Here is a 24,414-nt window from a genome sequence, read left to right as displayed (position 1 = left end):
GCGGTTCGTGCAGGCGCCGTGCCGCGCTAATCCCGCACGCCCTGCGCCCGCTTCTCCATGCATATCATCGTATCGAGAGATCCGGTTATCATCGGCGTGCTCGGAGAACGGGGGGCCGCCTTGGCCTGGTTGGCGCGCCTCGGCTGCCTGCGGGCGATGGCCAGCACTGCCAGGAGCGTGAGCAACGCCGCCGCATAAAGGAACAGGCCGCCAGGGCCGACGATATTCATTGCAGCTGCTCCTATTAGGGGGCCAGCGGCTGTCCCGATCCCGTTGAGCAACAGAAGCCCGCGCGCGGTGCCGAGTAGCCGACCGGCCGGAAGATCGTCGTTTGCGACGGCGAGACACAACGAATAAATCGGGATGCCAAAGCCGCCGAACAGCGCACCTGCCGCAAGGAGCAGCGGCAGAGGCGCTTCCACCGCCAACGCTACGCCGATGGCAGACGCTGCGGACGCCAGCGCCGCACCGGCGATGACAAGATTCCGGGGCACTCGATCCGAAAGCCAACCGAGTGGCCAATGGAAGGCGAGCGTTCCACCAAGAACCGCAGCCATGAAGGCGGAGATACCGCCCACATCGAGGCCGATGCTCTGGGCGAAGTTCGCGCCCATGCCCCAGAAACCACCGATAGCCAGGCCGGCCAGGAAAGCGCCAGCCGCAGCGAGAGGTGATACGAGGACGAGGTCCCTGAACGCGACCCATTCCTGTTCCACCTGGGCCGGCGGATGACTGGGCAGCAAGGTGATCGGAACCACCGCCGCTGATATCAGCAGCGACACGATGAGGAACAATGTCACGTCGGCGGGCGGTGCGATGTTGAGTAACGCCTGCCCGATTGCCCATGAGCCCATAGAGACAACTCCGAATATCGACAGGAGCTGCCCGCGTGTGGATGGCAATGCGTGGGCGTTGAGCCAACTCTCCGTTGCGAGGATCATGCCCGCGTAGGCGAAGCCGGTAATCAGGCGAAGCGGCATCCAGGCGATCGGCTCCACGAACGCCACATGGAGAAGGGCGGTCATCGAGGCAATGGCCGCGAAGCCGGCGAAGGTTCTGACATGTCCCACGGAGACGATGATCGGTGGCAACACGAGCGCGCCGATCGTGAAACCCGCGAAATAGAAGGACATCATCGCGCTGATCGCGCCGGTCGAGAACCCCTTATGGCCGGCTCTCACGATCAGGAGCGTGCTCAGCAGGCCATTGCCCAGCAGCAGAGCGGCGACGCTCAGCAGCAGCGCCGCCACCGGCGCGAGAACGAGGCCGCGCTTGCCCGCCGACCTCATGGTATCCATCGCCGGGCTCGTTCTCGGGCCTGACTTGAGGGTTGATACTCTGCCGCACTGATGAACTGGTCGAATGCTTCGCACCAGATGACGACCGTGTTGTAGTCACGGACATCGATGCCGGCAGGCACCTCGACGATGAAGCCGTTGAACGTCTTCACATCGCCCACGCGGACTGATCTGTCCTTGATTAGGAGAAAGGCCTCCTTCGTGTCGACGAAACGTGGTGCGAGGTAGAGCTTGTAGTCGGGACCAGGGGCGAGGCGCCCGATATGGGCGATACGGTCGCGCGAGACCCGGATCTCGCCTTCCCCCCAGTGAAGCAGGTCGCTGCCTTTGAGATCGCGGGCCAGACGCCCTGCGTAGAGCGTCTCGGCTGAGATGGTCCGCAAGGCCGCCGCGTCCGGGGCCTGGGGGGCGGTCAGGATCGGCAGCGTGTAGACACCGCCCGCGAAGCCCATGGCGAGCATCGCGAGATGGGTGGCAATCAGGATGACCCAGCGCCGCATCGGTTACACCAGCTCCAGTCCCTTCACGAGCTGATCGGCGTCGAGATGGAAGTCCGAGAATACGATGCGGCCGCCAGCGTCCATCACGGAGAACCAGGGCGTTCCCCGCGTGCGGTAGTCCTCCATGAAGGTGGGAAGCGTCGCGCCGGCAGGTGGCTCGTCCTGACCGAACGCGACAGGAAGCGCATACTTGAGCTGGTTCACGCGCAGCTTCTCGAAGGTGTTCTCATCCGCTCCTTCGAAGACGGTCTGGATCACCGCGAAGCCCACGCCCTTGGCGCTCAATGCACCATGCAACCTTTGTAGCGTCGGAAATCCATGCAAATGGCAGCCACGGCACCAGTGCTGGAAGGCGAAGAGGACTTTCGGGCCGGTGCCGAGATCCGACAGCTTGAGCGGCGCGATGCTTTCTCCATCCGCGCCAATCCATCTCTGCACCCGCAGCTCGGGGGCTTGTCGTTCGTCGACGCTCATCTGATCCTCCAATTCCGATGCAGAAGTCCGATGAGTGGTCGCGTGTGGCGATGGCACGCGAACCTCACCGCCTTGATCCCCTACAGGTTGTAGGATGCGAGTTCGCCGACCGATACCTCGTGGCCAGCCCCGCCGTTCTTCCGTCGGTGTGTCACCGCCGCCCCTCAATGACAAAGGCGCGATAGCGGGAACCGGCAAAACGGTGCGCAGCGATGGTTTGGTAGGCGGGGCTATGATACCAATCACGGGCGGCCTGCATCGTCGGGAACCGCAAAATTACGGCCCCTTCGACGGGCGGCCCCTCCAAATGCTCCATCGCGCCATAAGCGGCGAGAAAGGTTACGTCGTGGCCATCGAACGATGGGCCGACGCCTGCAGAATAGGTTGCGAGTTCTTCCGGATCGGTGGTTTCTTCGCGGGTGAAGACGACGAACGCTTCCATCTTAAAGTCTTTCATAAGGTCGCATCTGCAGGCCACCGCCGCTGGCGATGGCCTTAAAGTCGTCAGGCTGGCAGCTCGAACCCGATTTTCGTGAGTGCCTCGACGCACGCATCCTGATCCTGCTGATAGTTGCCTCCGGAGATGCCGATCCCGCCGATCAACTTCCCGTCTTCCAGGATCGGATAGCCTCCGCCGACAGCGACCATCCGGGGGCGATAGGCCAGCGGCGCCACTTTTGGATCGTTCGAAACATAGTCGTTCCAGACATGGGTGGGGTACCCAAACGAGGCGGAACTCCAAGCCTTGTCGATGGCAACATCGACGGTGAGAAACGGCGCGTCATCAGTGCGCTCGAACGCGCGCAGGTTACCGGTGGCGTCGACGACGGCGACCGCAGCCGGGATGCCGATTGTACGTGCCGCGGCGATCGCCGCGTCGATGAGGGCGACGGCGGTTTCGCGGTTGATCGAGGCGGTGGCAATGGATTTCGTCATGAAATTTCCTTCGCCGTGGCGTAATCCGTCCGGCGTTCTTGGGGTCGGTTCCGGCTGAGGGCGAAATGACACCCTAAGCTTTCGGTTCCTTGGGCCAAAGATATTCGCCAGTCAGTAGAATGTGCGCCCAGCCCAATGGGGATATGTGGGGAAGAAATTCAGGGGGAACATCCAACCCTTCGTTCCGCCGCTCCGTGACGGCATGACCAAGATGGACGGTATTCCAGTAAATGATCACCGCAGTCAATAAATTGAGCCCAGCGATTCGGTAGTGCTGCCCCTCTGTCGTGCGATCGCGAATTTCCCCCTGCCTCCCGATACGGAGCGCATTTTTGAGCGCATGGTGGGCCTCTCCCTTGTTAAGACCGATCTGAGCACGCCGCTGCATGTCCGTATCCAGGATCCACTCAATAATGAAAAGGGTCCGTTCAATACGACCAACTTCACGAAGCGCAACTGCAAGGTTGTTTTGTCGTGGGTAAGAAGCGAGCTTGCGCAGGAGTTGGCTGGGCCTGATTTTGCCAGCGGTCATCGTCGCGGCACAACGGAAAATATCAGGCCAGTTCGCAACGATAAGATCCTCCCGGGCTTTTCCACCTACCAACTTGCGTAACTCCCTGGGGGTCGTATCGGGATTAAATACGTACAACCGCTTCGATGGCAGATCCCTGATTCGCAGAACGAGATTGTAGCCGAGCAGGCTACTGGCTCCGAACAAATGGTCGGTGAATCCTGCTGTATCGGCATACTGTTCGCGAACATGGCGACCGACCTCGTTCATCAGTAGTCCATCGAGAATATACGGTGCCTCGCTCACGGTCGCCGGGATCGACTGACAAGCGAATGGCGCGAACTGGTCGCTTACGTGAGTATACGCTTTGAGGCCGGGAACAGAACCATATTTGGCATTGACCATGTTCATGGCTTCGCCATGCCGCGCTGTCGGGAAAAACTGACCATCGCTCGATGCTGACGTGCCCATCCCCCAGACGCGTGACATCGGCAGTTTACCCTGCGCGGCCACCACAATTGCCAATGCCTGGTTCATGGCTTCGCTTTCAACATGCCAGCGGGCAAGGCGTGAGAGCTGCCAGTAATCATGCGTGTTTGTAGCTTCCGCCATCTTACGCAGGCCCAGATTGAGCCCTTCAGCGAGCAGGACGTTGAGCAGACCGATCCGGTCGCGACATGGAGCCCCGGTTCTCAGATGGGTAAACGCATCTGTGAAACCAAGGGCTGCATCAACTTCAAGCAGCATGTCGGTAATCCGAACGGACGGCATTCGGCGATACAGATCCAGTATGAGTGCCTCGGCACCATCCGGCACGTCTGCTGTCAACCTGTCGATCCGCAACGTTCCATCTTCTATGCTACCGTGCGGAATAGTGCCGTTACGGGCAGCCCGGGCCAGCCGCTTAAGAGCGATCGTGAGTCGCGCCTTTCTGTCTGCCAGCCAATCCTGTGGGTTGGAAGGCACGGCCAGTTTTGCATTTTCCTGCGCCGCGATCATCGGCACCAGTACCTGCTTGAGGTCACCATAGCGGCGCGAATGAGCGAGCCAGACATCTCCGGAACGAAAAGCATCCCGGAGGTGAAAGAGTACCGCCACTTCCCAAAGACGGGTATCTCCTTTTTCCTGAGCTCGTAAATGACGGTTCCATTTGGAGCTGGGCCGCAGGAAACGCCTTTCTGGCGATGCAACACCTTTCATCTCTCCGATCGACAAAGCTGCTGCTACCAATGGTCCGGCGACCGGCGCGGCTTCGAGCTTCAGACAGCGCAACATGCGGGGCGCATAACGACGAAAGCGATGGTATCCCTGCCCGACATATGCAAGAGGCTCATCGGCTAGCGTGTTGCTGAGTTGAGTCCCTGTCGCTACCAGTTGAGCGAGCCGGTCCCATGCAACCGAACTGGCGACAGCCATCTCCAGCGGGGTTCCGTCACTGCGGGCCTCAAGCAACGAAGCTCCCAGCGCGGTGAAGGTACGGATCGTATCCGTGAGTGTGGCTTTAGAGCCGGAAATTGTTTCGTCATGCTGGCGCTTCGCTTCCCGCCAGGTTTTTCCTACGATCCTGTCATGGGTTTCGACTATGGCATCAGCAATCGCCGCTTCCCACTCCACAACACAGACGGCAAGGATCGCCCAGCGGCGGTCCGAAGTGATGTCACGCAAACCGTCGGTGAAGTAGCGTTCACCCTGCCGACGCAGCCGGGCAATGCGATGGGCAGGTATGCTGGCCAAAGCACTATGATTGATATTCAGGGTACGCAGAAATTCGAGCCTGTCGAGCAAACGGTTAGCAGCAGCCGAGTTGTTACCAACCTCGAAGTTGCGAAGCCAGATGAAACGACTGATATTGCCGGCGAGCATTTCACTCAGAAGTTTGTCCAGGTGATCGCGAACATCCGCTGTTAAATTTTCCGCAATCCGCGTTTCAATCCGCCGCTCAGCGGCGACCAGAGCATCCGCGCACAAGCGCTCGATTGTCGATACTGCGGGCAGAATGGTGGAAGTTTCCCGACACCGCACAATAAAACGATGAGCAAGATCCTCGTTTGATCTGGCATCTTCGGCCTGGCCGAAAGTCCACTCCCGCAGATCACGGGCACCACGGCCCGTGAAGGTCTTGTAGCCGTAAATTTCGCGCAGCGTGTCCATGTGCTGCTGACGGGTTTGGCGCCGTGTGGCATAAGTGAGAAGCGCATCAGCCGGAACTCCAAGCTGAGCACCGACGAAGGAAAGGACTTCACGCGGGATCATCTCACCAGGAGCCAGTGCACGGCCCGGATATCGTAAGGCACAAAGTTGCAGGGCAAAGCCAATCCTGTTTTCCGGTCTGCGGCGCTGCCTAATGTTTTCCAGGTCATCATCGCCCAGCGTGTAGAACTTCAGTAGCGACAGTTCGTCCGTGGGCAGATCGAACAGCGCTGCTCGCTGCCGTTCGGTGAAAATATGGCGTCGTGACATACAAATTCGTCCCTTTTGAAGTATAGTCTGTTTTGGACAACAGCCAGCCCATATAAATCAGGGCGTTCCGATACAAAAATCCAGGAGGGTTCAATTGGGACATCGTGCCGCCATTTACTGCCGGGTTTCAACAGCGGATCAGTCTTGTGAACGCCAGGAATTTGATCTGCGAGCCTTCGCCGGCCGTGCCGGCTACGACGTGGTGGGAATATTTAAGGAAACAGGTTCAGGAACTAAACTCGACCGGGCCGAGCGAAAGAAAGTCCTGGCGCTTGCCCAGTCCAGACAAATTGATGCAATCCTGGTCACTGAGCTTTCCCGGTGGGGGCGCTCGACGCTCGATCTGCTCAATACGCTACGTGAACTGGAGAACTGGAAGGTTTCCGTGATAGCCATGAATGGAATGGCGTTCGATCTTTCGTCGCCGTATGGACGAATGCTGGCGACGTTTCTTTCCGGCATTGCGGAGTTTGAGCGGGATCTCATCAGCGAGCGGGTCAAGTCAGGCCTTGCTGTTGCGAAGGCACGTGGTAAGAGGCTTGGTCGTCAGGCCGGAGTGCGACCAAAATCAGACCGACTTTTGCCTAAGGTGGTTGCGATGAGGGCCGAGGGACGCAGCTATCGCTGGATCGCACGCGAGCTCGGTATCAGCAAGAATACCGTCGCTGACATCGTGCAACGACACAGAGCTAACGCTTAGGGTGTCATTTCGCCCTCAGCCGGAACCGACCCCTAAATAGCTGCGCCTAATACCGCTACACTTTTGCCTGACCATGTTTTCCTCCGGGGAATGGGCTGGCGGTTTCCATAAAATGGCGGACCTTTTTCAGTAACTGCCACATTGAGCGGCACTGATGATTACGGGTTATCGTGTCATGAAGTGCCTGCCATAGCCGTTCCACATGATTCACCCACGGCGAGTAAACCGGCTGGTAAATTACCCTGAACTTGGGATTTGCTTTCAACCAGCGCTGTGTTTCGCGGCTTTTATGGATAATGTAGTTATCAACGATCAGCGTGATTGTTTTCGCCCGCCGGTAAGTGGCTTTCAGGTGCTTCAGCAGAGCGATAAACAGCGCTGAACTTTTGCTGTTGCCGCCCACGTAGCTGACTTTACCCGTGCCACTGTGCAGTGCGCCGGCCAGATAGTATTTTTCGTTCTGCCCCGGCGTCACTACCCGTTTCTGCTGTCCGCGCAACTGCCAGTCCGCACCGATTTTAGGATTAAGGTGGATATCCACTTCATCTTCATAAAATACCGGATGCTCTGCGCTGCATTCATCCAGCGCTTTGTGGATTACCGCCATCTTTTCATCTTTATGTGGGTCACGGATACGCAGAGTTGGCGCGGCCCTGCGCCATACAAGCCCCGCAGATGGCAACCAGCGGCGAACGGTTCCTGCATGTAACTGGCAACCGGTTATCTCATTGATTTTTAATGCCAGTAATTCGGTGCTCCAGCGTGAACGTTGATAACCAAAATCGCCGGGAGAATGCTTTATCAGCTCACGTAACAGGGTGCAGATATGTTCAAAAGGCCAGCGTCGGGAGCGCCCTGCGGGTAAGGATTTCAGGCCTTCAATACCTGAGTGCGTAAACCAGTTAATCCAGCGACCAACGGATGAACGAGCACAACAGAGAGTTCTGGCAACATCGCTGACCCGTTCACCCCGATGAAGCATCAGCATGGCCGTGAGTCTGCGGGCATGATTTTTATCGCGCGTTTTATGAATAGCTTTCTGCATCAGGCGTCGTTCGCCACGGGGTATTGGTGCTATGATCGGCATCGCTCAGTCCGGTTGGTGGTTTTGGTTGGTTTGGCGATTGATCAGATCGCACAATCCGGGCTGAGTTCCCTTTCAGTGATCTACTATTCCGCGCATCTATTTAGATTAATTATTGGAGACTATCATGAAGTTTGAGAAGTCACAGGCAGCAGTTGACCGCCTGACCCCCGAGCAACGCCGGATTACCCAGGATTCGGGGACCGAAAGGCCCTTCACGGGTGAGCACAACGACAACAAGGAGCCTGGCATCTACGTCGACATAGTGTCGGGAGAGCCGCTGTTCGCTTCAACGGACAAGTTCGATTCGGGTACTGGCTGGCCCAGCTTCACCAAGCCGATCGTTCCGGCAAACGTGAACGAGGTGCGGGACAGTGCACACGGCATGGTCCGGACGGAGGTCAGGTCGGTACACGCCGACAGCCATCTGGGCCACGTTTTCCCGGACGGTCCTTCCGACCGCGGCGGTCTGCGCTACTGCATCAACTCTGCGTCCCTTCGCTTCATCCCGCGCGACGAGATGGAGTCCGAGGGATACGGTGAATATCTCGATCAAGTAGAGGAGGCTTAACATGCATCAGCGCGCTGTTCTCGCAGGAGGATGTTTCTGGGGCATGCAGGATCTGATCCGCAAGCGGCCCGGCATCATCTCGACCCGTGTGGGTTACACGGGCGGCGATATTCCGAACGCCACGTATCGTAATCACGGCACGCATGCCGAGGGGATCGAGATTGTCTTCGACCCGACAGTGACGAGCTACCGGCACATCCTGGAATTCTTCTTCCAGATCCACGATCCGACGACGCTGAACCGCCAGGGCAATGATCGTGGGCTCTCCTACCGGTCGGGCATCTATTATGTCGACGAGGAGCAGAAGCGCGTCGCCGAGGATACGATCGCCGATGTGGATGCCTCGGGGCTGTGGGATGGCAAAGTGGTGACCGAGGTCCAGCCGGTCGGCGAGTTCTGGGAGGCCGAGCCCGATCACCAGGATTATCTGGAGAAGCGGCCGGGCGGCTACACCTGCCACTTCGTCCGTCCCGACTGGGTTCTTCCAAAGCGGCATGAGGCCGGCGATGTGAGCCCTGCGGCCGGGGCTGCAGCGGAATAGGCTTCGCTGCCGTTAGTGCCGCGCCGATCCGGTTCGCAACCTCCGACGACCGCGTCAATCGACGCGGTCGTCGAACCCGGCCTTGAAGCAGATCATTCCATTCAGCCGCCGTCGCAGTGCCAGGATCCAGATATGACAGACCTCTCCTCCTTTCCCATCACGCAGCGCTGGCCAGCATCTTATCCGGATCGCTTGCAACTATACGCGGCCCCCACGCCCAACGGCGTCAAGGTCTCGATGATGCTGGAGGAGACTGGCCTGCCGTATGAGCCCCACTTCGTCGACATCTCGAACAACGAGTCGAAGGATCCAGCGTTCGTGTCGTTGAATCCCAACGGCCGCATACCCGCGATCATCGATCCGGCTGGCCCTGACGGCCAGCCCATTGGCATATGGGAAACCGGTGCGATCCTCATCTATCTGGCCGACAAGACGGGGCAGCTCATCTCAACAACACCCGCCCAGCGGTACGAGACTCTGGCCTGGGTGTTCTTTCAGGTGTCGGGCGTTGGGCCGACCTTCGGACAGCTAGGCTTTTTCCTGCGATTTGCCGGCAAGGACTATGAGGACAAGCGACCTCGGCAGCGCTTTGTTGATGAATCCAGGCGTCTTCTCGGGGTCCTGGATCACCGGCTGGAGGGCCGCGAATGGATTGTCGATGATTACTCGATCGCGGACATTGCGACGTTTGGCTGGGTGAATGCGCTGGTCGAATTCTACGCAGCGGGCGACATCCTCGGCCTAAGCAGCTATTCGAACGTGCAGGCATGGCTCGAACGCGGGCAAGTTCAGGCCGCTACGGCCGCTGCAACCGGCTTAGCGTGCTTTATTTAATGAGATGGTCACTCCCTCCTTCCCAGTACTATGCTGAGGACAGGCTTTCATTCGGAGAACCATCATGGAAAACATTGCGCTTATTGGTATCGATCTGGGTAAGAACTCTTTCCATATTCATTGTCAGGATCATCGTGGGAAGGCCGTTTACCGTAAAAAATTCACCCGACCAAAGCTAATCGAATTTCTGGCGACATGCCCAGCAACAACCATCGCGATGGAAGCCTGTGGCGGTTCTCACTTTATGGCACGCAAGCTGGCAGAGTTAGGGCATTTTCCAAAGCTGATATCACCGCAATTTGTCCGCCCATTCGTTAAAAGCAACAAAAATGACTTCGTTGATGCTGAAGCTATCTGTGAAGCAGCATCACGTCCATCTATGCGTTTCGTGCAGCCCAGAACCGAATCTCAGCAGGCAATGCGAGCTCTGCATCGTGTCCGTGAATCCCTGGTTCAGGATAAGGTGAAAACAACTAATCAGATGCATGCTTTTCTGCTGGAATTTGGTATCAGCGTTCCGCGAGGTGCTGCCGTTATTAGTCGACTGAGTACCCTTCTTGAGGACAGTAGTTTGCCTCTTTATCTCAGCCAGTTACTGCTGAAATTACAACAGCATTATCACTATCTTGTTGAGCAGATTAAAGATCTGGAATCTCAGTTGAAACGAAAGTTGGACGAAGATGAGGTTGGACAGCGCTTGCTGAGTATTCCCTGCGTTGGAACGCTGACTGCCAGTACTATTTCAACTGAGATTGGCGACGGGAAGCAGTACGCCAGCAGCCGTGACTTTGCGGCGGCAACAGGGCTGGTACCCCGACAGTACAGCACGGGAGGTCGGACGACATTGTTAGGGATTAGCAAGCGGGGCAACAAAAAGATCCGAACTTTGTTGGTTCAGTGTGCCAGGGTATTCATACAAAAACTGGAACACCAGTCTGGCAAGTTGGCCGACTGGGTCAGGGAGTTGTTGTGTCGGAAAAGCAACTTTGTCGTCACCTGTGCTCTGGCAAACAAGCTGGCCAGAATAGCCTGGGCACTGACGGCGCGACAGCAAACTTACGAAGCATAAAGGCAGAAATACACCAGTTTAAACAATCATTCATCTGGTTTTGCGAATACTGATATTGATGATACAAACGGCCCACCGGCCTGTTGAGGAACCTGTAAAACGGAAAGGCTCGCTGAAGCCGTATATTTTCTGGAGGTTCATCAGGCGCGGAACTCATCGAGGCGCGGGAATAAAATCCCATTCAGACGCCGGATAGATTCAAGCAAGCCAACTTATCGTCAAAATCGGTGTTGCAAAAACGGGAGTGACCATAGATTCCGTTTTCTGAGACGACCCCTTTCTGAATATTCCAGAAGAGAAACCACATGGCACTGTTGCAAAGTTAGCGATGAGGCAGCCTTTTGTCTTATTCAAAGGCCTTACATTTCAAAAACTCTGCTTACCAGGCGCATTTCGCCCAGGGGATCACCATAATAAAATGCTGAGGCCTGGCCTTTGCGTAGTGCACGCATCACCTCAATACCTTTGATGGTGGCGTAAGCCGTCTTCATGGATTTAAATCCCAGCGTGGCGCCGATTATCCGTTTCAGTTTGCCATGATCGCATTCAATCACGTTGTTCCGGTACTTAATCTGTCGGTGTTCAACGTCAGACGGGCACCGGCCTTCGCGTTTGAGCAGAGCAAGCGCGCGACCATAGGCGGGCGCTTTATCCGTGTTGATGAATCGCGGGATCTGCCACTTCTTCACGTTGTTGAGGATTTTACCCAGAAACCGGTATGCAGCTTTGCTGTTACGACGGGAGGAGAGATAAAAATCGACAGTGCGGCCCCGGCTGTTGACGGCCCGGTACAGATACGCCCAGCGGCCATTGACCTTCACGTAGGTTTCATCCATGTGCCACGGGCAAAGATCGGAAGGGTTACGCCAGTACCAGCGCAGCCGTTTTTCCATTTCAGGCGCATAACGCTGAACCCAGCGGTAAATCGTGGAGTGATCGACATTCACTCCGCGTTCAGCCAGCATCTCCTGCAGCTCACGGTAACTGATGCCGTATTTGCAGTACCAGCGTACGGCCCACAGAATGATGTCACGCTGAAAATGCCGGCCTTTGAATGGGTTCATGTGCAGCTCCATCAGCAAAAGGGGATGATAAGTTTATCACCACCGACTATTTGCAACAGTGCCTCCTGAACAACATCAGATCCTTCCACCCACCCCTTTGAACTTATCAATGAATGCTGAGACCTTCTGAAACACCGTCTTTTTCTTGGTTTTATACTGTGGATTTAGCGGACTGAGTTTCGGTAACGCTTCATTCAGAGCCGTCCCGTTTTCAGTGGCATATTCACGCTTGAGTGACGCACTGATATAACGCCTGGCAGCATCGTGATTGAGATTCTCTTCCTGAATCAATGCCTCCGCTTCCCGCTGCTGAGCGGCCTGAGCGAAGGTGTAGAACTGCTCTATCACGGACTCTTTATTCGGCAGGTTATCTATATCTGTCTGCCCGATAAATTCCAGCATCAGCCCTTCTTTCGCCCGGTTCCCCAGACTGGCACGGATAAGCCGGGTGACCTCTTCCTTCAGTGTCTCTTTGTTCGGGTGCTGTTTGTTGTATTCAAAAATCAGTTCAAGAATGTAATCGAGATTGATTTCCTGAGACTTCAGCAAGTCAACTTCAAACACCACGTCATCCCAGCTGACTGTCGTATTGCCCTTCACATTACTTTCGCGCTCCTTGCGCTGCCAGTCACGGATATCGTTGTAGCTTGAACGATAGTCCTGTACTTCTCGTTCGGAAGGTAACCGGATGGACTGGAGTGCAGTCAGTTTTTCATCATCAAGGAAATGTTCAGCCTTAAAAGCGTCAACGGCGGCAGGGTCATTGATATCCACTGCCTGAATCGCTCTCAGTGCCGTGAACTCATCGTAGTTTTGCAGAATATTTTCAGCCCGCAGGTATTCGCCAAACAGTTTGATGAAGGCTTTTTTCTCTTTTTCAGAAGTGATATCTGCCGGGTCAGGAAAGCGGGTCTCCAGCTCACGGACAATATCGATAAAACCACGACGTGTTTCACCCGTGACTGCATCAGTGAAGCCTTCCATGTATTCGGTATAGCTTTTCTCCATGACCACACTTTTGGTGTTGCTCTTCCCGAACAGGGTAATGGCATCAATGGTGGCCTGCTCTAAGTCCCGAAACGTGACGATATTACCAAAGGTTTTCGTGGCGTTATAAATCCGGTTGGTACGCGAGAATGCCTGCATCAGCCCGTGATAACGCAGGTTCTTATCGACAAACAACGTGTTCAGTGCCGGAGCATCGAAGCCGGTCAGGAACATACCCACTACAATCAGCAGGTCCACTTCCTGAGACTTAACCCGTTTAGCCAGGTCGCGGTAGTAATCCTGAAAACCGTTGCCATCAGTGCTGAAATTCATTTTAAAGGCGGCGTTATAGTCAGCGATGGCATATTCCAGAAACTCACGGGAGCCTGGGTTCATCTCTGAGGTATCAATACTCTCATCGTTAATATCACCGATAGCATCCTGTGCTTCATTGGCAGCATACGAGAAAATGGTCGCAACCGTCAGGGGCTTATAACTGCTGTCCTGCTCAGCCCTTAACTTCTGGATGTGTCTGAAGGATTCATAGTAGGCTTTGGCGGCATCGACGCTACTGACGGCGAACATAGCGTTAAAGCCCTTAGCGCCGGGGAAAGCCCGATGGGTCTTTTGCCGGAAGTGCTGAAGGATGTAGTTTGTAACCTCCGCAATCCGCATAGGGTGCAGCAGGGCGTGTTTGTTTTCTGCCGCAGTAATTTTCTTCTCGTCTGTCTCGGTTTCTACCGCCTTAAATTGCGGGCGCACATCATTGTAATCCACCTTAAATTTCAGGACTTTTTCATCACGGATGGCATCGGTGATGATATAGGCATGCAATTCCTTACCAAATACACTGGCAGTATCTTCCGCGCCCAGCGCATTTTTACCGGCAAAAATCGGTGTGCCTGTGAAACCAAACTGATAAAAACGTTTAAATTTCTTCTTCAGGTTTTTCTGGGCTTCCCCGAACTGGCTGCGATGACATTCATCAAAAATAAAGACGACCTGTTTCTGGTAGACGGCTAAATCTGCATCCCCCTTCATCAGGTTATTCAGCTTCTGGATAGTCGTGACAATGATTTTATTGTCATCTTTATCGATATTACGTTTCAGTCCCGCGGTGCTGTCAGAGCCGTTGACGCTGTCCGGTGAGAAGCGCTGATACTCTTTCATGGTCTGATAATCTAGGTCTTTGCGGTCAACCACAAAGAATACTTTATCAATGAAATCCAGTTCAGTTGCGAGTCGGGCGGCTTTAAAGCTGGTCAGGGTTTTTCCTGAGCCTGTCGTATGCCAGATAAACCCGCCTCCGTCAGTGCTGCTCCATTTCTTTGACTGAAACGCACTGTTAATTTTCCAGAGGATGCGTTCAGTGGCTGCAATCTGGTAGGGGCGCATAATCAGCAGTGTGTCGCTGGTATCAAATACCGAGTAATTAAACAGGATATTCAGCAGGGTATGTTTCTGGAAGAACGTGGCCGTAAAGTCTCTCAGGTCTTTAATCAGTGTATTGTCAGACCGCGCCCAGTTCATGGTGAAATCGAAACTATTTTTATCCCGTCTAGTCGTATTGGCAAAGTAACGGGTATCTGTTCCGTTAGATATCACAAACACCTGAAGGAATTTGAATAACGAATTTTCGCTATTAAAACTCTCTTTGCTGTAGCGATGAATCTGGTTAAAGGCCTCCCTAATCGCCACACCACGCTTCTTCAGTTCAACCTGTACCAGTGGTAGTCCATTGACCAGTATTGTTACATCATAGCGATTCGCATGCGTTCCCGTCTGTTCAAATTGCTGGATAACCTGCAACTTATTACGGATAAGATTTTTCTTGTCGATAAGACTGATATTTTCAAGACGACCATCATCAAAAGTGAAATCACAAATGTAGTTATCATGAATCTTACGGGTTTTATCGATAAGAGTATCACTGGGGTTATCGAGATAACCCTCAGTAAAGCGCCGCCACTCCCCTTCGCTAAATACCACCTGATTCAGCGCCTGAAGCTGCACCCGCACATTGGCCAGCATCGCCGACTGAGAGGTTAAATCAGGCACAAACTCATAACCCTGATTACGTAAATCCTGAATCAGTTCATGCTCTAACTCCGATTCACTCTGGTAGCGGTCACTCGCTTCCCATTCAGTCACATACTTATCCAGTACAATGAAGTGATTTGTTTCCGCGATAGTTTTGGTCTGTGATGTCATAGGGCGTCCTGTATGCCTCTTCAGTGAAATACCAGCAGAGAAACATGTCAGGCTGCCGGTGAGTAAATCTTTGATGGTCAGGTTCAGTTCGGAGGCTCATTCACCTCCGAACCATAGAATTAAAGACTTAATGTGTATTTTGAGCTATTTCTGGCTTAGGGAAGCTGAACAGAAGGTCACGGTAGTATTCGTACTGCTGCTGGCGTAGTTCTATTTCACGAGGGAGACCTTCGGAAATTGAGTTGGTGAGCGTGTTGAATTTATCCAGAATCCGCACGATTTCAGACTGGATAGCCAGCGATTTCTCTGGGTTGTTGGAGTACGGGATGGGGACAGGTATTTTTTCAACTTGATGACTCATTAGTTTTGGATTACCCATACCTGCGTAAACGTGTTTTTTTGCCTCAGTAGATAACCAATAAAAAAGGAATTTATAATTTAATGGGGCGCCATTTTTTATACTAATAAGGCCGCAAACGTTTGTTATAGAAAACTTTCCTGTACGATAAAATACTGTTCCGGCATTAGCACCATCAGTTGTCCAACTAACAAACTCACCATCAAAATCGAAGGTATCAATAGAACCAATCATCCCATTATTTGCTGTTTGGGAACTATATACTGGATAATCGCCTACATTGTCGACAAAGTAACCTTTCGACATTACCCTACCTCGCCTTAATGAGGTGAGATTACCCAAACTAACCCATTCAACCTCAGCTCCATCCAATAGTTTTTCCAGATGACTTCCTCTATTTTTCTCATCAAAACTCAGCAACTGGTCACGATAGTAGTTGTACTGTTTTTTCCGTGCGGTAAGCTCAGCGGTAAGCTCAGCTGTAAGGGCGGTAAATTTATCAAGAATCCGGACGATTTCAGACTGGATGGCCAGAGATTTTTCCGGATTATCCGGGCAAGGGATCGGAACTAGGAGTTTTTTAACTATCCCTGCATTGATGTTTGTCTGTGAGCCAGAGCCTAAGGATTTTATATATTGATACTGACTGGATAGAAAATAAAACACATATTTATAATCAGCGATTTCTGAGTTTACTTCTATATTTGCGCAAGCTTGGTTAGTTGTCATTGGTATCTTATTAATACCTAACTTACCAACTGTGGCTCCATACATTGCAATAATTACACAATTGACTGGTATCCATTTTGCGCTGGAGTTTTTAACTCCAGATTCAGTTATTTTTACTCCAGTATCCCATATGTCACAAAAATTAACTTCTTGAGTTCGTAGCCAAGGAATGTCTCCATCATAATATTCAGCTACGCCAGTTTTAGGTGTGCCTCCAGAGGATATTTTTACAGAAATATCATCCAGAGTCTTCCACACTACCTCCGTCCCATCCAGTAACTTTTCCAGATAACTCAGCTCGCTCATTTCTGCACCTCGTCACCCTCAATCTCTGCCACAATCGCATCGATATCCTTGCGTAACTGGTCAATTTTACTGACGGTAGTTTTCAGTTCTGCATTGAGTACCGTGATATCGATAACTTCACGGGTATCTTCAGCTTCCACGTAGCTGCTGACTGACAGGTTATAGTCATTGGCAGATACCGTTTCATAAGGGATTGTTTTCGCGAGGTGGTCAATATCCGCTTTGCTGGCAAAGACCTGCATAATCTTTTCGATATGACCATCAGTCAGGATATTGTTATTGGTTTCTTTCTTAAACAACCCGCTGGCGTCAATAAACTGAACGCGGGTATCTGTTTTGTGCTTGGACAGCACCAGAATGTTAACGGCAATAGTGGTGCCGAAGAACAGGTTTGGCGCGAGTGAAATCACCGTTTCAACATAATTACTGTCAACCAGATATTTACGGATTTTCTGCTCCGCACCGCCACGGTAAAAAATGCCGGGGAAACAGACAATCGCGGCACGGCCTTTCGCAGACAGGTAATTCAGGGCATGCAGTACGAATGCAAAGTCAGCTTTAGATTTTGGAGCCAGCACACCCGCAGGAGCAAAACGCTCATCGTTAATCAGGGTCGGGTCATCACTGCCCACCCATTTCACGGAGTACGGCGGGTTAGACACAATCGCATCAAACGGCTTCTCGTCTTTAAATTCAGGAGCCAGTAATGTGTTCCCTAACCGGATATCAAACTTGTCGTAGTTGATGTTGTGCAGGAACATATTCATACGCGCCAGGTTAAAGGTCGTATGGTTAATCTCCTGACCAAAGAAACCGTCCTCGATAATGTGATTATCAAAGTGTTTCTTGGCCTGAAGCAGCAGAGAACCTGAACCGGCCGCAGGGTCATAGATTTTATTGACGGAGGTCTGTCCGTGCATGGCCAGCTGAGCAATCAGCTTAGAGACATGCTGCGGGGTAAAGAACTCACCGCCGGACTTACCCGCATTGGCGGCATAATTGGATATCAGAAACTCATAGGCATCACCGAACAGGTCAATCTGATGGGCATCAAAATCCCCGAGAGCCAGCCCCTCAACCCCTTTCAGTACCGCAGCAAGCCGGATATTTTTCTCTTTAACGGTACTGCCCAGCCGGTTACTGGTCGTATCAAAATCAGCAAACAGTCCCTTAATGTCGGCTTCTGACGGATAACCGGATGCAGAGCTTTCAATCGCAACAAAGATACTGTTTAAATCAGCATTCAGGTGGTCATTCGTATTGGCACGCTTCGCCACATTACAGAACAGCTGGCTTGGTGCGATAAAATACCCCTTTGTTCTGACCGCATCGTCCTTAATCTCATCACCAATATCACTGTCAGCCATTCCGGCATACTGAACACTGTCATCACCGGCTTCGATGTAACTGGTGAAGTTCTCACTGATAAAACGGTAAAACAGCGCCCCTAAGACGTATTGTTTAAAGTCCCATCCGTCAACGGCACCGCGAACCTCGTTCGCAATAGCCCATATCTGACGGTGTAATTCGGCGCGTTGTTGCAGGCTGGTCATCTGCGTTTTCCTGATTAATAGAATGTGTTGCCCACGGTTTGGTAGGTAGATTAAATCACTAATAGGATTAGTATATTACGATTATGCGGACATTGTGAGAACTATAGAGTCGACTGTTAATCATTGATGATTTTTGAGCAGGTGACTGAATTTTTGTTGGGCAATCAGGTAATTTGCGAACGCTGATCAGATAAAATGTGAAAGGGGCTCCAAATCAGATGCAATTACGCACCTCCCTGCAAAGCCCTAATCTCGCTCACCGCCACGCAACTGCCGCACGTCCCCCACGGGGGTGCGTAGTGGGCGCCGCGCGCCTGCGCGCGGGAACGGCGGCCCGCCTTCGGGTCGCGGCGCCGTACTGCGCGTTAGCGGCCGCACGCGGCCGGTTACGGGGGACACTCCGCCATACGACCAGCGACCCGCTGAGCTGCACAATCCACGGATAACACAAGCTACATACATGTCGATATGGGAATCGGCCCACCTTGCCGGGCGAGGCTGCCGCGTGGGAATCGGCCCACCTTGCCGGGCGCCGCTGCCGCGTGGGAATCGGCCCACCTGGGGTCCGCTTGGAAAAAGGAAATTATCCTACTATAAGGGCTTCCCCGAACAGTCAACGCCGGTTTTTAATTTCTGTCTGTTCATCAATGAAAGGCAAGGGATAAGACTGCGCTACTATAAACGGTCATGCTGAATCGCTAGTGATTCGGACCCTGATGAAAGACGCTCGTGAGATCCTCCTTCGTTAATCGGATAGTGATATCCAGTAGGATATGCAGATACTTCTCACGGGGGTCTAACCCTTTACCATCAACAATTTACAGTTCAGTTACTACTCAGTTAAATTTTTCATGTTGTTGAATACAGTCTGAAGTCATCGCCGTAATGTAATGATGCCCAGCACAACCTCGCATTCTTGGCGGCGATTGCAACGACAGCACGCCAGTATCCCCGCCTACCAATCAACGAGCAGACCCAACGGCTAAACGGGTCCGTTCTATTCTCTGCCCCTACCATTACAGAACGGGCTCCCTGGACCAGTAGGGTTCGCAGATAGGCATCACCCGCTTTTGTTATCCTGCCAAGCTTTGATTTTCCGCCACTACTGTATTGTGATGGCGTTAGCCCCAACCAGGCTGCCAGTTGGCGCCCGTTCTTAAAATCATGGGCATTGCCAATACTGGCGACCAGCGCACTCGCTGTGGTGGGCCCAACACCTTTCAGTTCCATTAACTGCTGGCTGCGATGATCTGTTTTGGCCACACGAGATAATACCCTGTCATATTCGGCGATTTTCTCTTCAATATTAGTGACATGTGTCAATAGATCATCAATGCACAGCCTAACCTGTACTGGCAGAGTTTCCTTCTGGTCAGAAACAACATGACGCAGAGCATCAGTGCTTTGTGGGGCAATAACCCCGAATTCAGATATCAGGCCCCGAAGACGGTTATACGTTGCTGTTCTTTCCTGGATAAATCCCTGTCTTGTCCGATGTAAGCATTGCATTGCCTGCTGGCTTTCGTCTTTGACTGGTACAAAGCGCATATGCGGCCGCTGCACTGCCTCACAAATAGCTATTGCATCAGCTGCATCATTTTTCCCGGTCTTACCCGCCATGCGATAGGGTGAGACAAATTTCGGAGCCATCAACCGGACATCATGGCCATACTGCCTGAATAATCTTGCCCAATAGTGGGCACCCGAGCAGGCTTCCATTCCAATGACACAGGGAGGTAAACCTGCGATGAGTTCAGAAAGTGCTGCACGCGACACCTTGGGTTTAACCAGAACAGCTTTACCATTTTGGTCAATGCAGTGAACAGCAAACACATTTTTAGCAAGATCGATACCGACAGTGGTGATGGTCATAACGAATCCCTCTGGGTCAATGTTTATCCTATGATTGCACGAAAGTTAATCAGGCGCATATCTAGGGGAAGTCCCTTCCATTCGCTAAGCGCATTTTTTGCACAGATGGCTACCGACTGAACGTAACGTGTGAGTCATGATCAGAAATGTGTTAACTCTAGGAATTGACACGACTTACTGTTCGATGGGGAAATCATGTTTAGCTATCTCAAGGCTATGTATCATCAATCAAAAATTCAGGCTGAACTCAAGGCACAGATACATGAACAAACTACGGTTAATGCTATCTGTCATCACCCTGAATCAATCGAGATCATTGCGGTTTGTTCGACTGATGCGTATTACCGAAAACGTAAGGACGCTGCTTTTCTGACAACCTGTTCTGTGCTCATGCGTACTTTAAAAGATGAATCCGTACCGATGGTACTACGGAAAACAGCATGGCGATTATTGAACGAAAGATACCAACGAATTAAGTTAAATCAGGCTTATAGGATAGAAAATTTCTTGCTTGTTGCCGATTTTGAATATGCTCTCGAAGAACATGATGAACTAGCAGAGTAGTACTAGTGAGGCGATGAATACCGACAGTTAACGTGCATGTGACTTAAACGTCCGAAACCGAACGATTACGTACAGCATGTAGACAACATGTCCGAAAGTAAGCAAAACCATTAACGGACAGCCGGATCATTTCGTACATCCCTTACGGTCAGGGGTTCGCGCTCAATGGAACGAAATCACCCGTTAGCTTAAAACGCTTAACGAATGGAAGGGACTTCCCCTAGATATGCGCCTGATTAACTTTCGTGCAATCATAGGATAAACATTGACCCAGAGGGATTCGTTATGACCATCACCACTGTCGGTATCGATCTTGCTAAAAATGTGTTTGCTGTTCACTGCATTGACCAAAATGGTAAAGCTGTTCTGGTTAAACCCAAGGTGTCGCGTGCAGCACTTTCTGAACTCATCGCAGGTTTACCTCCCTGTGTCATTGGAATGGAAGCCTGCTCGGGTGCCCACTATTGGGCAAGATTATTCAGGCAGTATGGCCATGATGTCCGGTTGATGGCTCCGAAATTTGTCTCACCCTATCGCATGGCGGGTAAGACCGGGAAAAATGATGCAGCTGATGCAATAGCTATTTGTGAGGCAGTGCAGCGGCCGCATATGCGCTTTGTACCAGTCAAAGACGAAAGCCAGCAGGCAATGCAATGCTTACATCGGACAAGACAGGGATTTATCCAGGAAAGAACAGCAACGTATAACCGTCTTCGGGGCCTGATATCTGAATTCGGGGTTATTGCCCCACAAAGCACTGATGCTCTGCGTCATGTTGTTTCTGACCAGAAGGAAACTCTGCCAGTACAGGTTAGGCTGTGCATTGATGATCTATTGACACATGTCACTAATATTGAAGAGAAAATCGCCGAATATGACAGGGTATTATCTCGTGTGGCCAAAACAGATCATCGCAGCCAGCAGTTAATGGAACTGAAAGGTGTTGGGCCCACCACAGCGAGTGCGCTGGTCGCCAGTATTGGCAATGCCCATGATTTTAAGAACGGGCGCCAACTGGCAGCCTGGTTGGGGCTAACGCCATCACAATACAGTAGTGGCGGAAAATCAAAGCTTGGCAGGATAACAAAAGCGGGTGATGCCTATCTGCGAACCCTACTGGTCCAGGGAGCCCGTTCTGTAATGGTAGGGGCAGAGAATAGAACGGACCCGTTTAGCCGTTGGGTCTGCTCGTTGATTGGTAGGCGGGGATACTGGCGTGCTGTCGTTGCAATCGCCGCCAAGAATGCGAGGTTGTGCTGGGCATCATTACATTACGGCGATGACTTCAGACTGTATTCAACAACATGAAAAATTTAACTGAGTAGTAACTGAACTGTAAATTGTTGATGGTAAAGGGTTAGACCCCCGTGAGAAGTATCTGCATATCCTACTGGATATCACTATCCGATTAACGAAGGAGGATCTCACGAGCGTCTTTCATCAGGGTCCGAATCACTAGCGATTCAGCATGACCGTTTATAGTAGCGCAGTCTTATCCCTTGCCTTTCATTGATGAACAGACAGAAATTAAAAACCGGCGTTGACTGTTCGGGGAAGCCCTTATAGTAGGATAATTTCCTTTTTCCAAGCGGACCCGAGCTGTTCGTCACGTTCGCTCAGCAATAAAACCCGGGTACCTGGCGCCACGTTGAAGCGACCGATTGGTTCGGGGTCGTAGGCAATATCTCGATCGGCTTCATCGGCGAGGAGAGAAAGATAATCTTCCCGCGTCATTGACTGAGAAAAACGTCCGCACATAGTTACCTCCGGTGGCCAGACAAAAAGTATAGGTGATGAGTCTGATAGCATGAGGTGATAAGGTAAAATGCCGCTCTGCGGTACAGAGGGTCCAGCTGGGGCTGAAGTTAAAAAGGCGCCAGCTGATGTTCATTGGTGAACGGAAAGTGAGTGGCGCCGAAGCCCGGCGTAGCCGGCTACGGTTTGATAGGTTCTGCCAATCGCCCCCCCCCGCCCTGATAAGCTATACCCACAAATAACGTTTCAGGAGCTGCTATACGCGGTCGGAGTGGTCACGACAAGGCGTGAGCCGCAGTCGGGGCGTATCTCCGCGTTGGCGCCGTTCAGGCGCTTACGAGCGTGTACCCCGGACCTCACCGCAGCACTACTCACAGCGATGACGAACCTGTAGTTACAACACCCATCATTAAAAGCGATGTCTTCCCCGGCCTTTGGCCGGGGGCGGCGGCGCTTTTCAGTGGTGGGGAGGGGGCACATATGTTGTTGAAGCGTCAGCGTTCTCCGGTGGTGGGAGGCGAGGTTTCTGCGGTGTTCTGAGTGGTATGTGCGGTGCTGAGGATTGCGCTGGTGCGGTTCACGGGGAATCTAACCGGATGATGTAACTAAATTATGTGTTGTGCCTATGCCCGCCGCATAGCGGCGGGAGGCACTTCTGGTTCTGAGCGACGTGGACGCTTGCGGCCGCTGTAAGCGAAGGCCTTTTTGATTTATTCACAATGGTGTTCAGAGACAAAAGATCTCCCTGCTGCTTGCAATGCAGGGGATAAAAATACTGGGTTAAGACTGTATTGCGGGTTTCCTGTTATTTATTTGCAGATTCTCTCATTTATCTATTTGCGGATTTTTGTGGATAACTGATCACGTGGGGGCGTTTGATGGCCAGCATGCCGGCGAAATCATCAGGGAAAGAGAAAAACTCAGGCGGGAAAAGGAAGGAAAGACAAAAATGGCCAAAAAATACCAGCACAAAAAGCCCCGGAGGGGCTATTTTTTTACAAATTTTGGCTGGCCGGACTAATGCGGCGCTGGATGGCTCAGCGAGAGTTCCAGCTGATAGAGATGCTGTACCGCCAGCTGCTCAAGCTTGTTCTCAGAATAGCCATAGAGCTCGTCTGCCGGCAGCGTCTTCTTCAGCCAGCAGGTCATCTCATAGACCTGGCGGTCCCGGGGCATTCTGGCCAGGCGGTTGGCGCGTTTGCGTGCCGCGCCTTGTGCACGACGATACTGCAGGGCCTCACGACTACGCTGCTCATACCAGCGCTTACGCGCCTTATGGACAGAAATATCCTCATGCTCGCCTAACATGCCCTCTTTAATGAGTGCCTGACGTTCCTCGCTTTCGCGCAGTTTCTTCTGCTGCTGCTCCTGCAGCTTCATCAAATCAACGCCCAGCATCCTGAAGCCGGCGGCGGTGATCCACACGTACTTTGGCAGACGTTTACGGGACTCCCGATCCCAGGCGGTTTCTTCTGACACCCCCAGGACACCAAAGCGGACCTGCTCGGCTATCAGCGCCGAAACCCGGCGAATGGTCACTTCAGTTTCCGGAATGACTTTACCTTTGCCGTCTTTCGGACTGAGCTCTCTGGCCAGCCTGGACACGCACATCCCTACCGTGTGTTTACCGGCATCACAGAAGCTGACCAGCACCGGCCACAGCGCATCGAGGAGACGCTGTTTTTCAGGACGGAAAGCATATTTTCGCCCGGCGCGCTGACGTTCCCGGACATAGAATGGGTGCAGGGACATATGCATGCGCAGGCTGTGTTGCCCCGTGAGCGGATCTTTCTTCACCAGACGGTTATAGGCGTGGCCAAGCTGGCCACCGAGCGCCTTATAGTGAGATGGCCGGAACCAGGACGGGTTTTCGCATTTGGGTTTGGTGGAGTGCTCACCACGACGACGACGGGTACGCTTCTTTTCCGGGGAAACCAGAAAAGATTCAACGTGGCCATCTTCAACGCCCTGCCAGAAACGGATCTGTTCTTCCGTATCCAGCTGACTCCAGTGTTGCGGATTGTGCTGTTCAGTCAC

Annotated in this window: 20 protein-coding genes and 1 pseudogene; 7 read left to right on the top strand and 14 right to left on the bottom strand. The window is 52.6% G+C overall.

Annotation, left to right across the window (positions count from 1 at the left end):
* Window positions 1-26: 26 nt before the first annotated feature.
* From HV127_RS30595 to HV127_RS30570, 6 genes are all read right to left on the bottom strand, one after another.
* Window positions 27-1,298 carry an MFS transporter gene (locus HV127_RS30595; protein WP_004357638.1) on the bottom strand — a complete coding sequence of 424 codons (1,272 nt, stop codon included), beginning with the start codon at window positions 1,296-1,298 and terminating at the stop codon, window positions 27-29.
* Window positions 1,286-1,798, bottom strand: a complete 513-nt coding sequence (locus tag HV127_RS30590; RefSeq protein ID WP_004357637.1) for a DM13 domain-containing protein — start codon at window positions 1,796-1,798, stop codon at window positions 1,286-1,288. Before HV127_RS30590 ends, HV127_RS30595 begins: the two co-directional genes overlap by 13 nt.
* Window positions 1,799-1,801: 3 nt before the next feature.
* Window positions 1,802-2,272: a hypothetical protein gene (locus tag HV127_RS30585; protein WP_011191345.1), complete on the bottom strand. Its 471-nt coding sequence runs from the start codon at window positions 2,270-2,272 to the stop codon at window positions 1,802-1,804.
* A gap of 151 nt (window positions 2,273-2,423) precedes the next feature.
* Window positions 2,424-2,714 (bottom strand): DUF1330 domain-containing protein, encoded by a 291-nt coding sequence (locus HV127_RS30580; protein ID WP_011191344.1) that lies wholly within the window; start codon window positions 2,712-2,714, stop codon window positions 2,424-2,426.
* Between the two features lie 62 nt (window positions 2,715-2,776).
* Window positions 2,777-3,208, bottom strand: coding sequence for a heme-binding protein (locus tag HV127_RS30575; RefSeq protein WP_004357630.1), 432 nt, complete (start codon window positions 3,206-3,208; stop codon window positions 2,777-2,779).
* A gap of 73 nt (window positions 3,209-3,281) precedes the next feature.
* Window positions 3,282-6,179: a Tn3-like element Tn5403 family transposase gene (locus HV127_RS30570; protein WP_001553819.1), complete on the bottom strand. Its 2,898-nt coding sequence runs from the start codon at window positions 6,177-6,179 to the stop codon at window positions 3,282-3,284.
* A 94-nt stretch (window positions 6,180-6,273) separates the two neighbouring features.
* Between HV127_RS30570 and HV127_RS30565 the strand changes: the two genes are divergently transcribed.
* A complete protein-coding gene (locus tag HV127_RS30565; RefSeq protein ID WP_000509966.1) occupies window positions 6,274-6,879 on the top strand; it encodes a recombinase family protein in 606 nt (201 codons plus the stop codon).
* Window positions 6,880-6,934: 55 nt separating this feature from the next.
* Here HV127_RS30565 and HV127_RS30560 read toward each other — a convergent pair whose 3' ends face one another.
* Window positions 6,935-7,966, bottom strand: a complete 1,032-nt coding sequence (locus HV127_RS30560) for an IS630-like element ISEc33 family transposase (RefSeq protein WP_032425611.1) — start codon at window positions 7,964-7,966, stop codon at window positions 6,935-6,937.
* Window positions 7,967-8,090: 124 nt separating this feature from the next.
* On the opposite strand from HV127_RS30560, the gene msrB reads away from it, so the two are divergent.
* The 4 genes from msrB to HV127_RS30540 all read left to right on the top strand — a co-directional run bounded on the left by msrB (window position 8,091) and on the right by HV127_RS30540 (window position 10,978).
* The gene (gene msrB, locus HV127_RS30555; protein ID WP_004099035.1) at window positions 8,091-8,534 is read left to right on the top strand and encodes a peptide-methionine (R)-S-oxide reductase MsrB; all 444 of its coding nucleotides are present in this window, start codon (window positions 8,091-8,093) and stop codon (window positions 8,532-8,534) included.
* Between the two features lies 1 nt (window position 8,535).
* A complete protein-coding gene (gene msrA, locus HV127_RS30550) occupies window positions 8,536-9,075 on the top strand; it encodes a peptide-methionine (S)-S-oxide reductase MsrA (RefSeq protein ID WP_004099036.1) in 540 nt (179 codons plus the stop codon).
* Between the two features lie 132 nt (window positions 9,076-9,207).
* Window positions 9,208-9,909, top strand: a complete 702-nt coding sequence (locus HV127_RS30545; protein WP_071697937.1) for a glutathione S-transferase N-terminal domain-containing protein — start codon at window positions 9,208-9,210, stop codon at window positions 9,907-9,909.
* A 64-nt stretch (window positions 9,910-9,973) separates the two neighbouring features.
* Window positions 9,974-10,978: an IS110-like element IS5075 family transposase gene (locus tag HV127_RS30540; protein ID WP_000427614.1), complete on the top strand. Its 1,005-nt coding sequence runs from the start codon at window positions 9,974-9,976 to the stop codon at window positions 10,976-10,978.
* Between the two features lie 359 nt (window positions 10,979-11,337).
* On the opposite strand, the gene HV127_RS30535 is transcribed toward HV127_RS30540, so the two are convergent.
* From HV127_RS30535 to HV127_RS30515, 5 genes are all read right to left on the bottom strand, one after another.
* Complete coding sequence (locus HV127_RS30535) at window positions 11,338-12,042, bottom strand: IS6-like element IS26 family transposase (RefSeq protein WP_172767804.1); 705 nt, start codon at window positions 12,040-12,042, stop codon at window positions 11,338-11,340.
* 75 nt (window positions 12,043-12,117) lie between these two features.
* Window positions 12,118-15,240 carry a type I restriction endonuclease subunit R gene (locus HV127_RS30530; protein WP_182240950.1) on the bottom strand — a complete coding sequence of 1,041 codons (3,123 nt, stop codon included), beginning with the start codon at window positions 15,238-15,240 and terminating at the stop codon, window positions 12,118-12,120.
* Window positions 15,241-15,367: 127 nt separating this feature from the next.
* Complete coding sequence (locus tag HV127_RS30525; protein ID WP_182240948.1) at window positions 15,368-16,633, bottom strand: restriction endonuclease subunit S; 1,266 nt, start codon at window positions 16,631-16,633, stop codon at window positions 15,368-15,370.
* Window positions 16,630-18,186: a type I restriction-modification system subunit M gene (locus HV127_RS30520; protein WP_182240946.1), complete on the bottom strand. Its 1,557-nt coding sequence runs from the start codon at window positions 18,184-18,186 to the stop codon at window positions 16,630-16,632. The genes HV127_RS30525 and HV127_RS30520 overlap by 4 nt, the downstream gene beginning before the upstream one ends.
* An 849-nt stretch (window positions 18,187-19,035) precedes the next feature.
* On the bottom strand, window positions 19,036-20,058 hold the full coding sequence (locus tag HV127_RS30515; protein WP_000156884.1) for an IS110-like element IS5708 family transposase: 1,023 nt from the start codon (window positions 20,056-20,058) through the stop codon (window positions 19,036-19,038).
* Between the two features lie 195 nt (window positions 20,059-20,253).
* Here HV127_RS30515 and HV127_RS30510 point away from each other — a divergent pair, with 195 nt between their 5' ends.
* Window positions 20,254-20,622 carry a hypothetical protein gene (locus HV127_RS30510; RefSeq protein ID WP_032242306.1) on the top strand — a complete coding sequence of 123 codons (369 nt, stop codon included), beginning with the start codon at window positions 20,254-20,256 and terminating at the stop codon, window positions 20,620-20,622.
* Between the two features lie 285 nt (window positions 20,623-20,907).
* On the top strand, window positions 20,908-21,930 hold the full coding sequence (locus HV127_RS30505) for an IS110-like element IS5708 family transposase (protein ID WP_000156884.1): 1,023 nt from the start codon (window positions 20,908-20,910) through the stop codon (window positions 21,928-21,930).
* A gap of 288 nt (window positions 21,931-22,218) precedes the next feature.
* Here HV127_RS30505 and HV127_RS30500 read toward each other — a convergent pair.
* Together HV127_RS30500 and repA are read right to left on the bottom strand one after the other, a co-directional pair.
* Window positions 22,219-22,380, bottom strand: a pseudogene (locus tag HV127_RS30500) (SOS response-associated peptidase); the annotation flags it as partial.
* Between the two features lie 1,014 nt (window positions 22,381-23,394).
* Window positions 23,395-24,414, bottom strand: coding sequence for a plasmid replication initiator RepA (gene repA, locus HV127_RS30495; protein ID WP_009652816.1), 1,020 nt, complete (start codon window positions 24,412-24,414; stop codon window positions 23,395-23,397).

Source organism: Klebsiella sp. RHBSTW-00215 (assembly GCF_014103785.1).
Lineage (GTDB): Bacteria > Pseudomonadota > Gammaproteobacteria > Enterobacterales > Enterobacteriaceae > Klebsiella.
Note: the sequence above shows the minus strand (reverse complement) of the source record. Positions and strands in the feature narration are given on the sequence as shown.

Coding starts and splice junctions, on each gene's coding strand:
- HV127_RS30595 (WP_004357638.1), bottom strand. CDS start 1,298: ATGGATACCATGAGGTCGGCGGGCAAGCGCGGCCTCGTTCTCGCGCCG.
- HV127_RS30590 (WP_004357637.1), bottom strand. CDS start 1,798: ATGCGGCGCTGGGTCATCCTGATTGCCACCCATCTCGCGATGCTCGCC.
- HV127_RS30585 (WP_011191345.1), bottom strand. CDS start 2,272: ATGAGCGTCGACGAACGACAAGCCCCCGAGCTGCGGGTGCAGAGATGG.
- HV127_RS30580 (WP_011191344.1), bottom strand. CDS start 2,714: ATGGAAGCGTTCGTCGTCTTCACCCGCGAAGAAACCACCGATCCGGAA.
- HV127_RS30575 (WP_004357630.1), bottom strand. CDS start 3,208: ATGACGAAATCCATTGCCACCGCCTCGATCAACCGCGAAACCGCCGTC.
- HV127_RS30570 (WP_001553819.1), bottom strand. CDS start 6,179: ATGTCACGACGCCATATTTTCACCGAACGGCAGCGAGCAGCGCTGTTC.
- HV127_RS30560 (WP_032425611.1), bottom strand. CDS start 7,966: ATGCCGATCATAGCACCAATACCCCGTGGCGAACGACGCCTGATGCAG.
- msrB (WP_004099035.1), top strand. CDS start 8,091: ATGAAGTTTGAGAAGTCACAGGCAGCAGTTGACCGCCTGACCCCCGAG.
- msrA (WP_004099036.1), top strand. CDS start 8,536: ATGCATCAGCGCGCTGTTCTCGCAGGAGGATGTTTCTGGGGCATGCAG.
- HV127_RS30545 (WP_071697937.1), top strand. CDS start 9,208: ATGACAGACCTCTCCTCCTTTCCCATCACGCAGCGCTGGCCAGCATCT.
- HV127_RS30540 (WP_000427614.1), top strand. CDS start 9,974: ATGGAAAACATTGCGCTTATTGGTATCGATCTGGGTAAGAACTCTTTC.
- HV127_RS30535 (WP_172767804.1), bottom strand. CDS start 12,042: ATGAACCCATTCAAAGGCCGGCATTTTCAGCGTGACATCATTCTGTGG.
- HV127_RS30530 (WP_182240950.1), bottom strand. CDS start 15,240: ATGACATCACAGACCAAAACTATCGCGGAAACAAATCACTTCATTGTA.
- HV127_RS30525 (WP_182240948.1), bottom strand. CDS start 16,633: ATGAGCGAGCTGAGTTATCTGGAAAAGTTACTGGATGGGACGGAGGTA.
- HV127_RS30520 (WP_182240946.1), bottom strand. CDS start 18,186: ATGACCAGCCTGCAACAACGCGCCGAATTACACCGTCAGATATGGGCT.
- HV127_RS30515 (WP_000156884.1), bottom strand. CDS start 20,058: ATGACCATCACCACTGTCGGTATCGATCTTGCTAAAAATGTGTTTGCT.
- HV127_RS30510 (WP_032242306.1), top strand. CDS start 20,254: ATGTTTAGCTATCTCAAGGCTATGTATCATCAATCAAAAATTCAGGCT.
- HV127_RS30505 (WP_000156884.1), top strand. CDS start 20,908: ATGACCATCACCACTGTCGGTATCGATCTTGCTAAAAATGTGTTTGCT.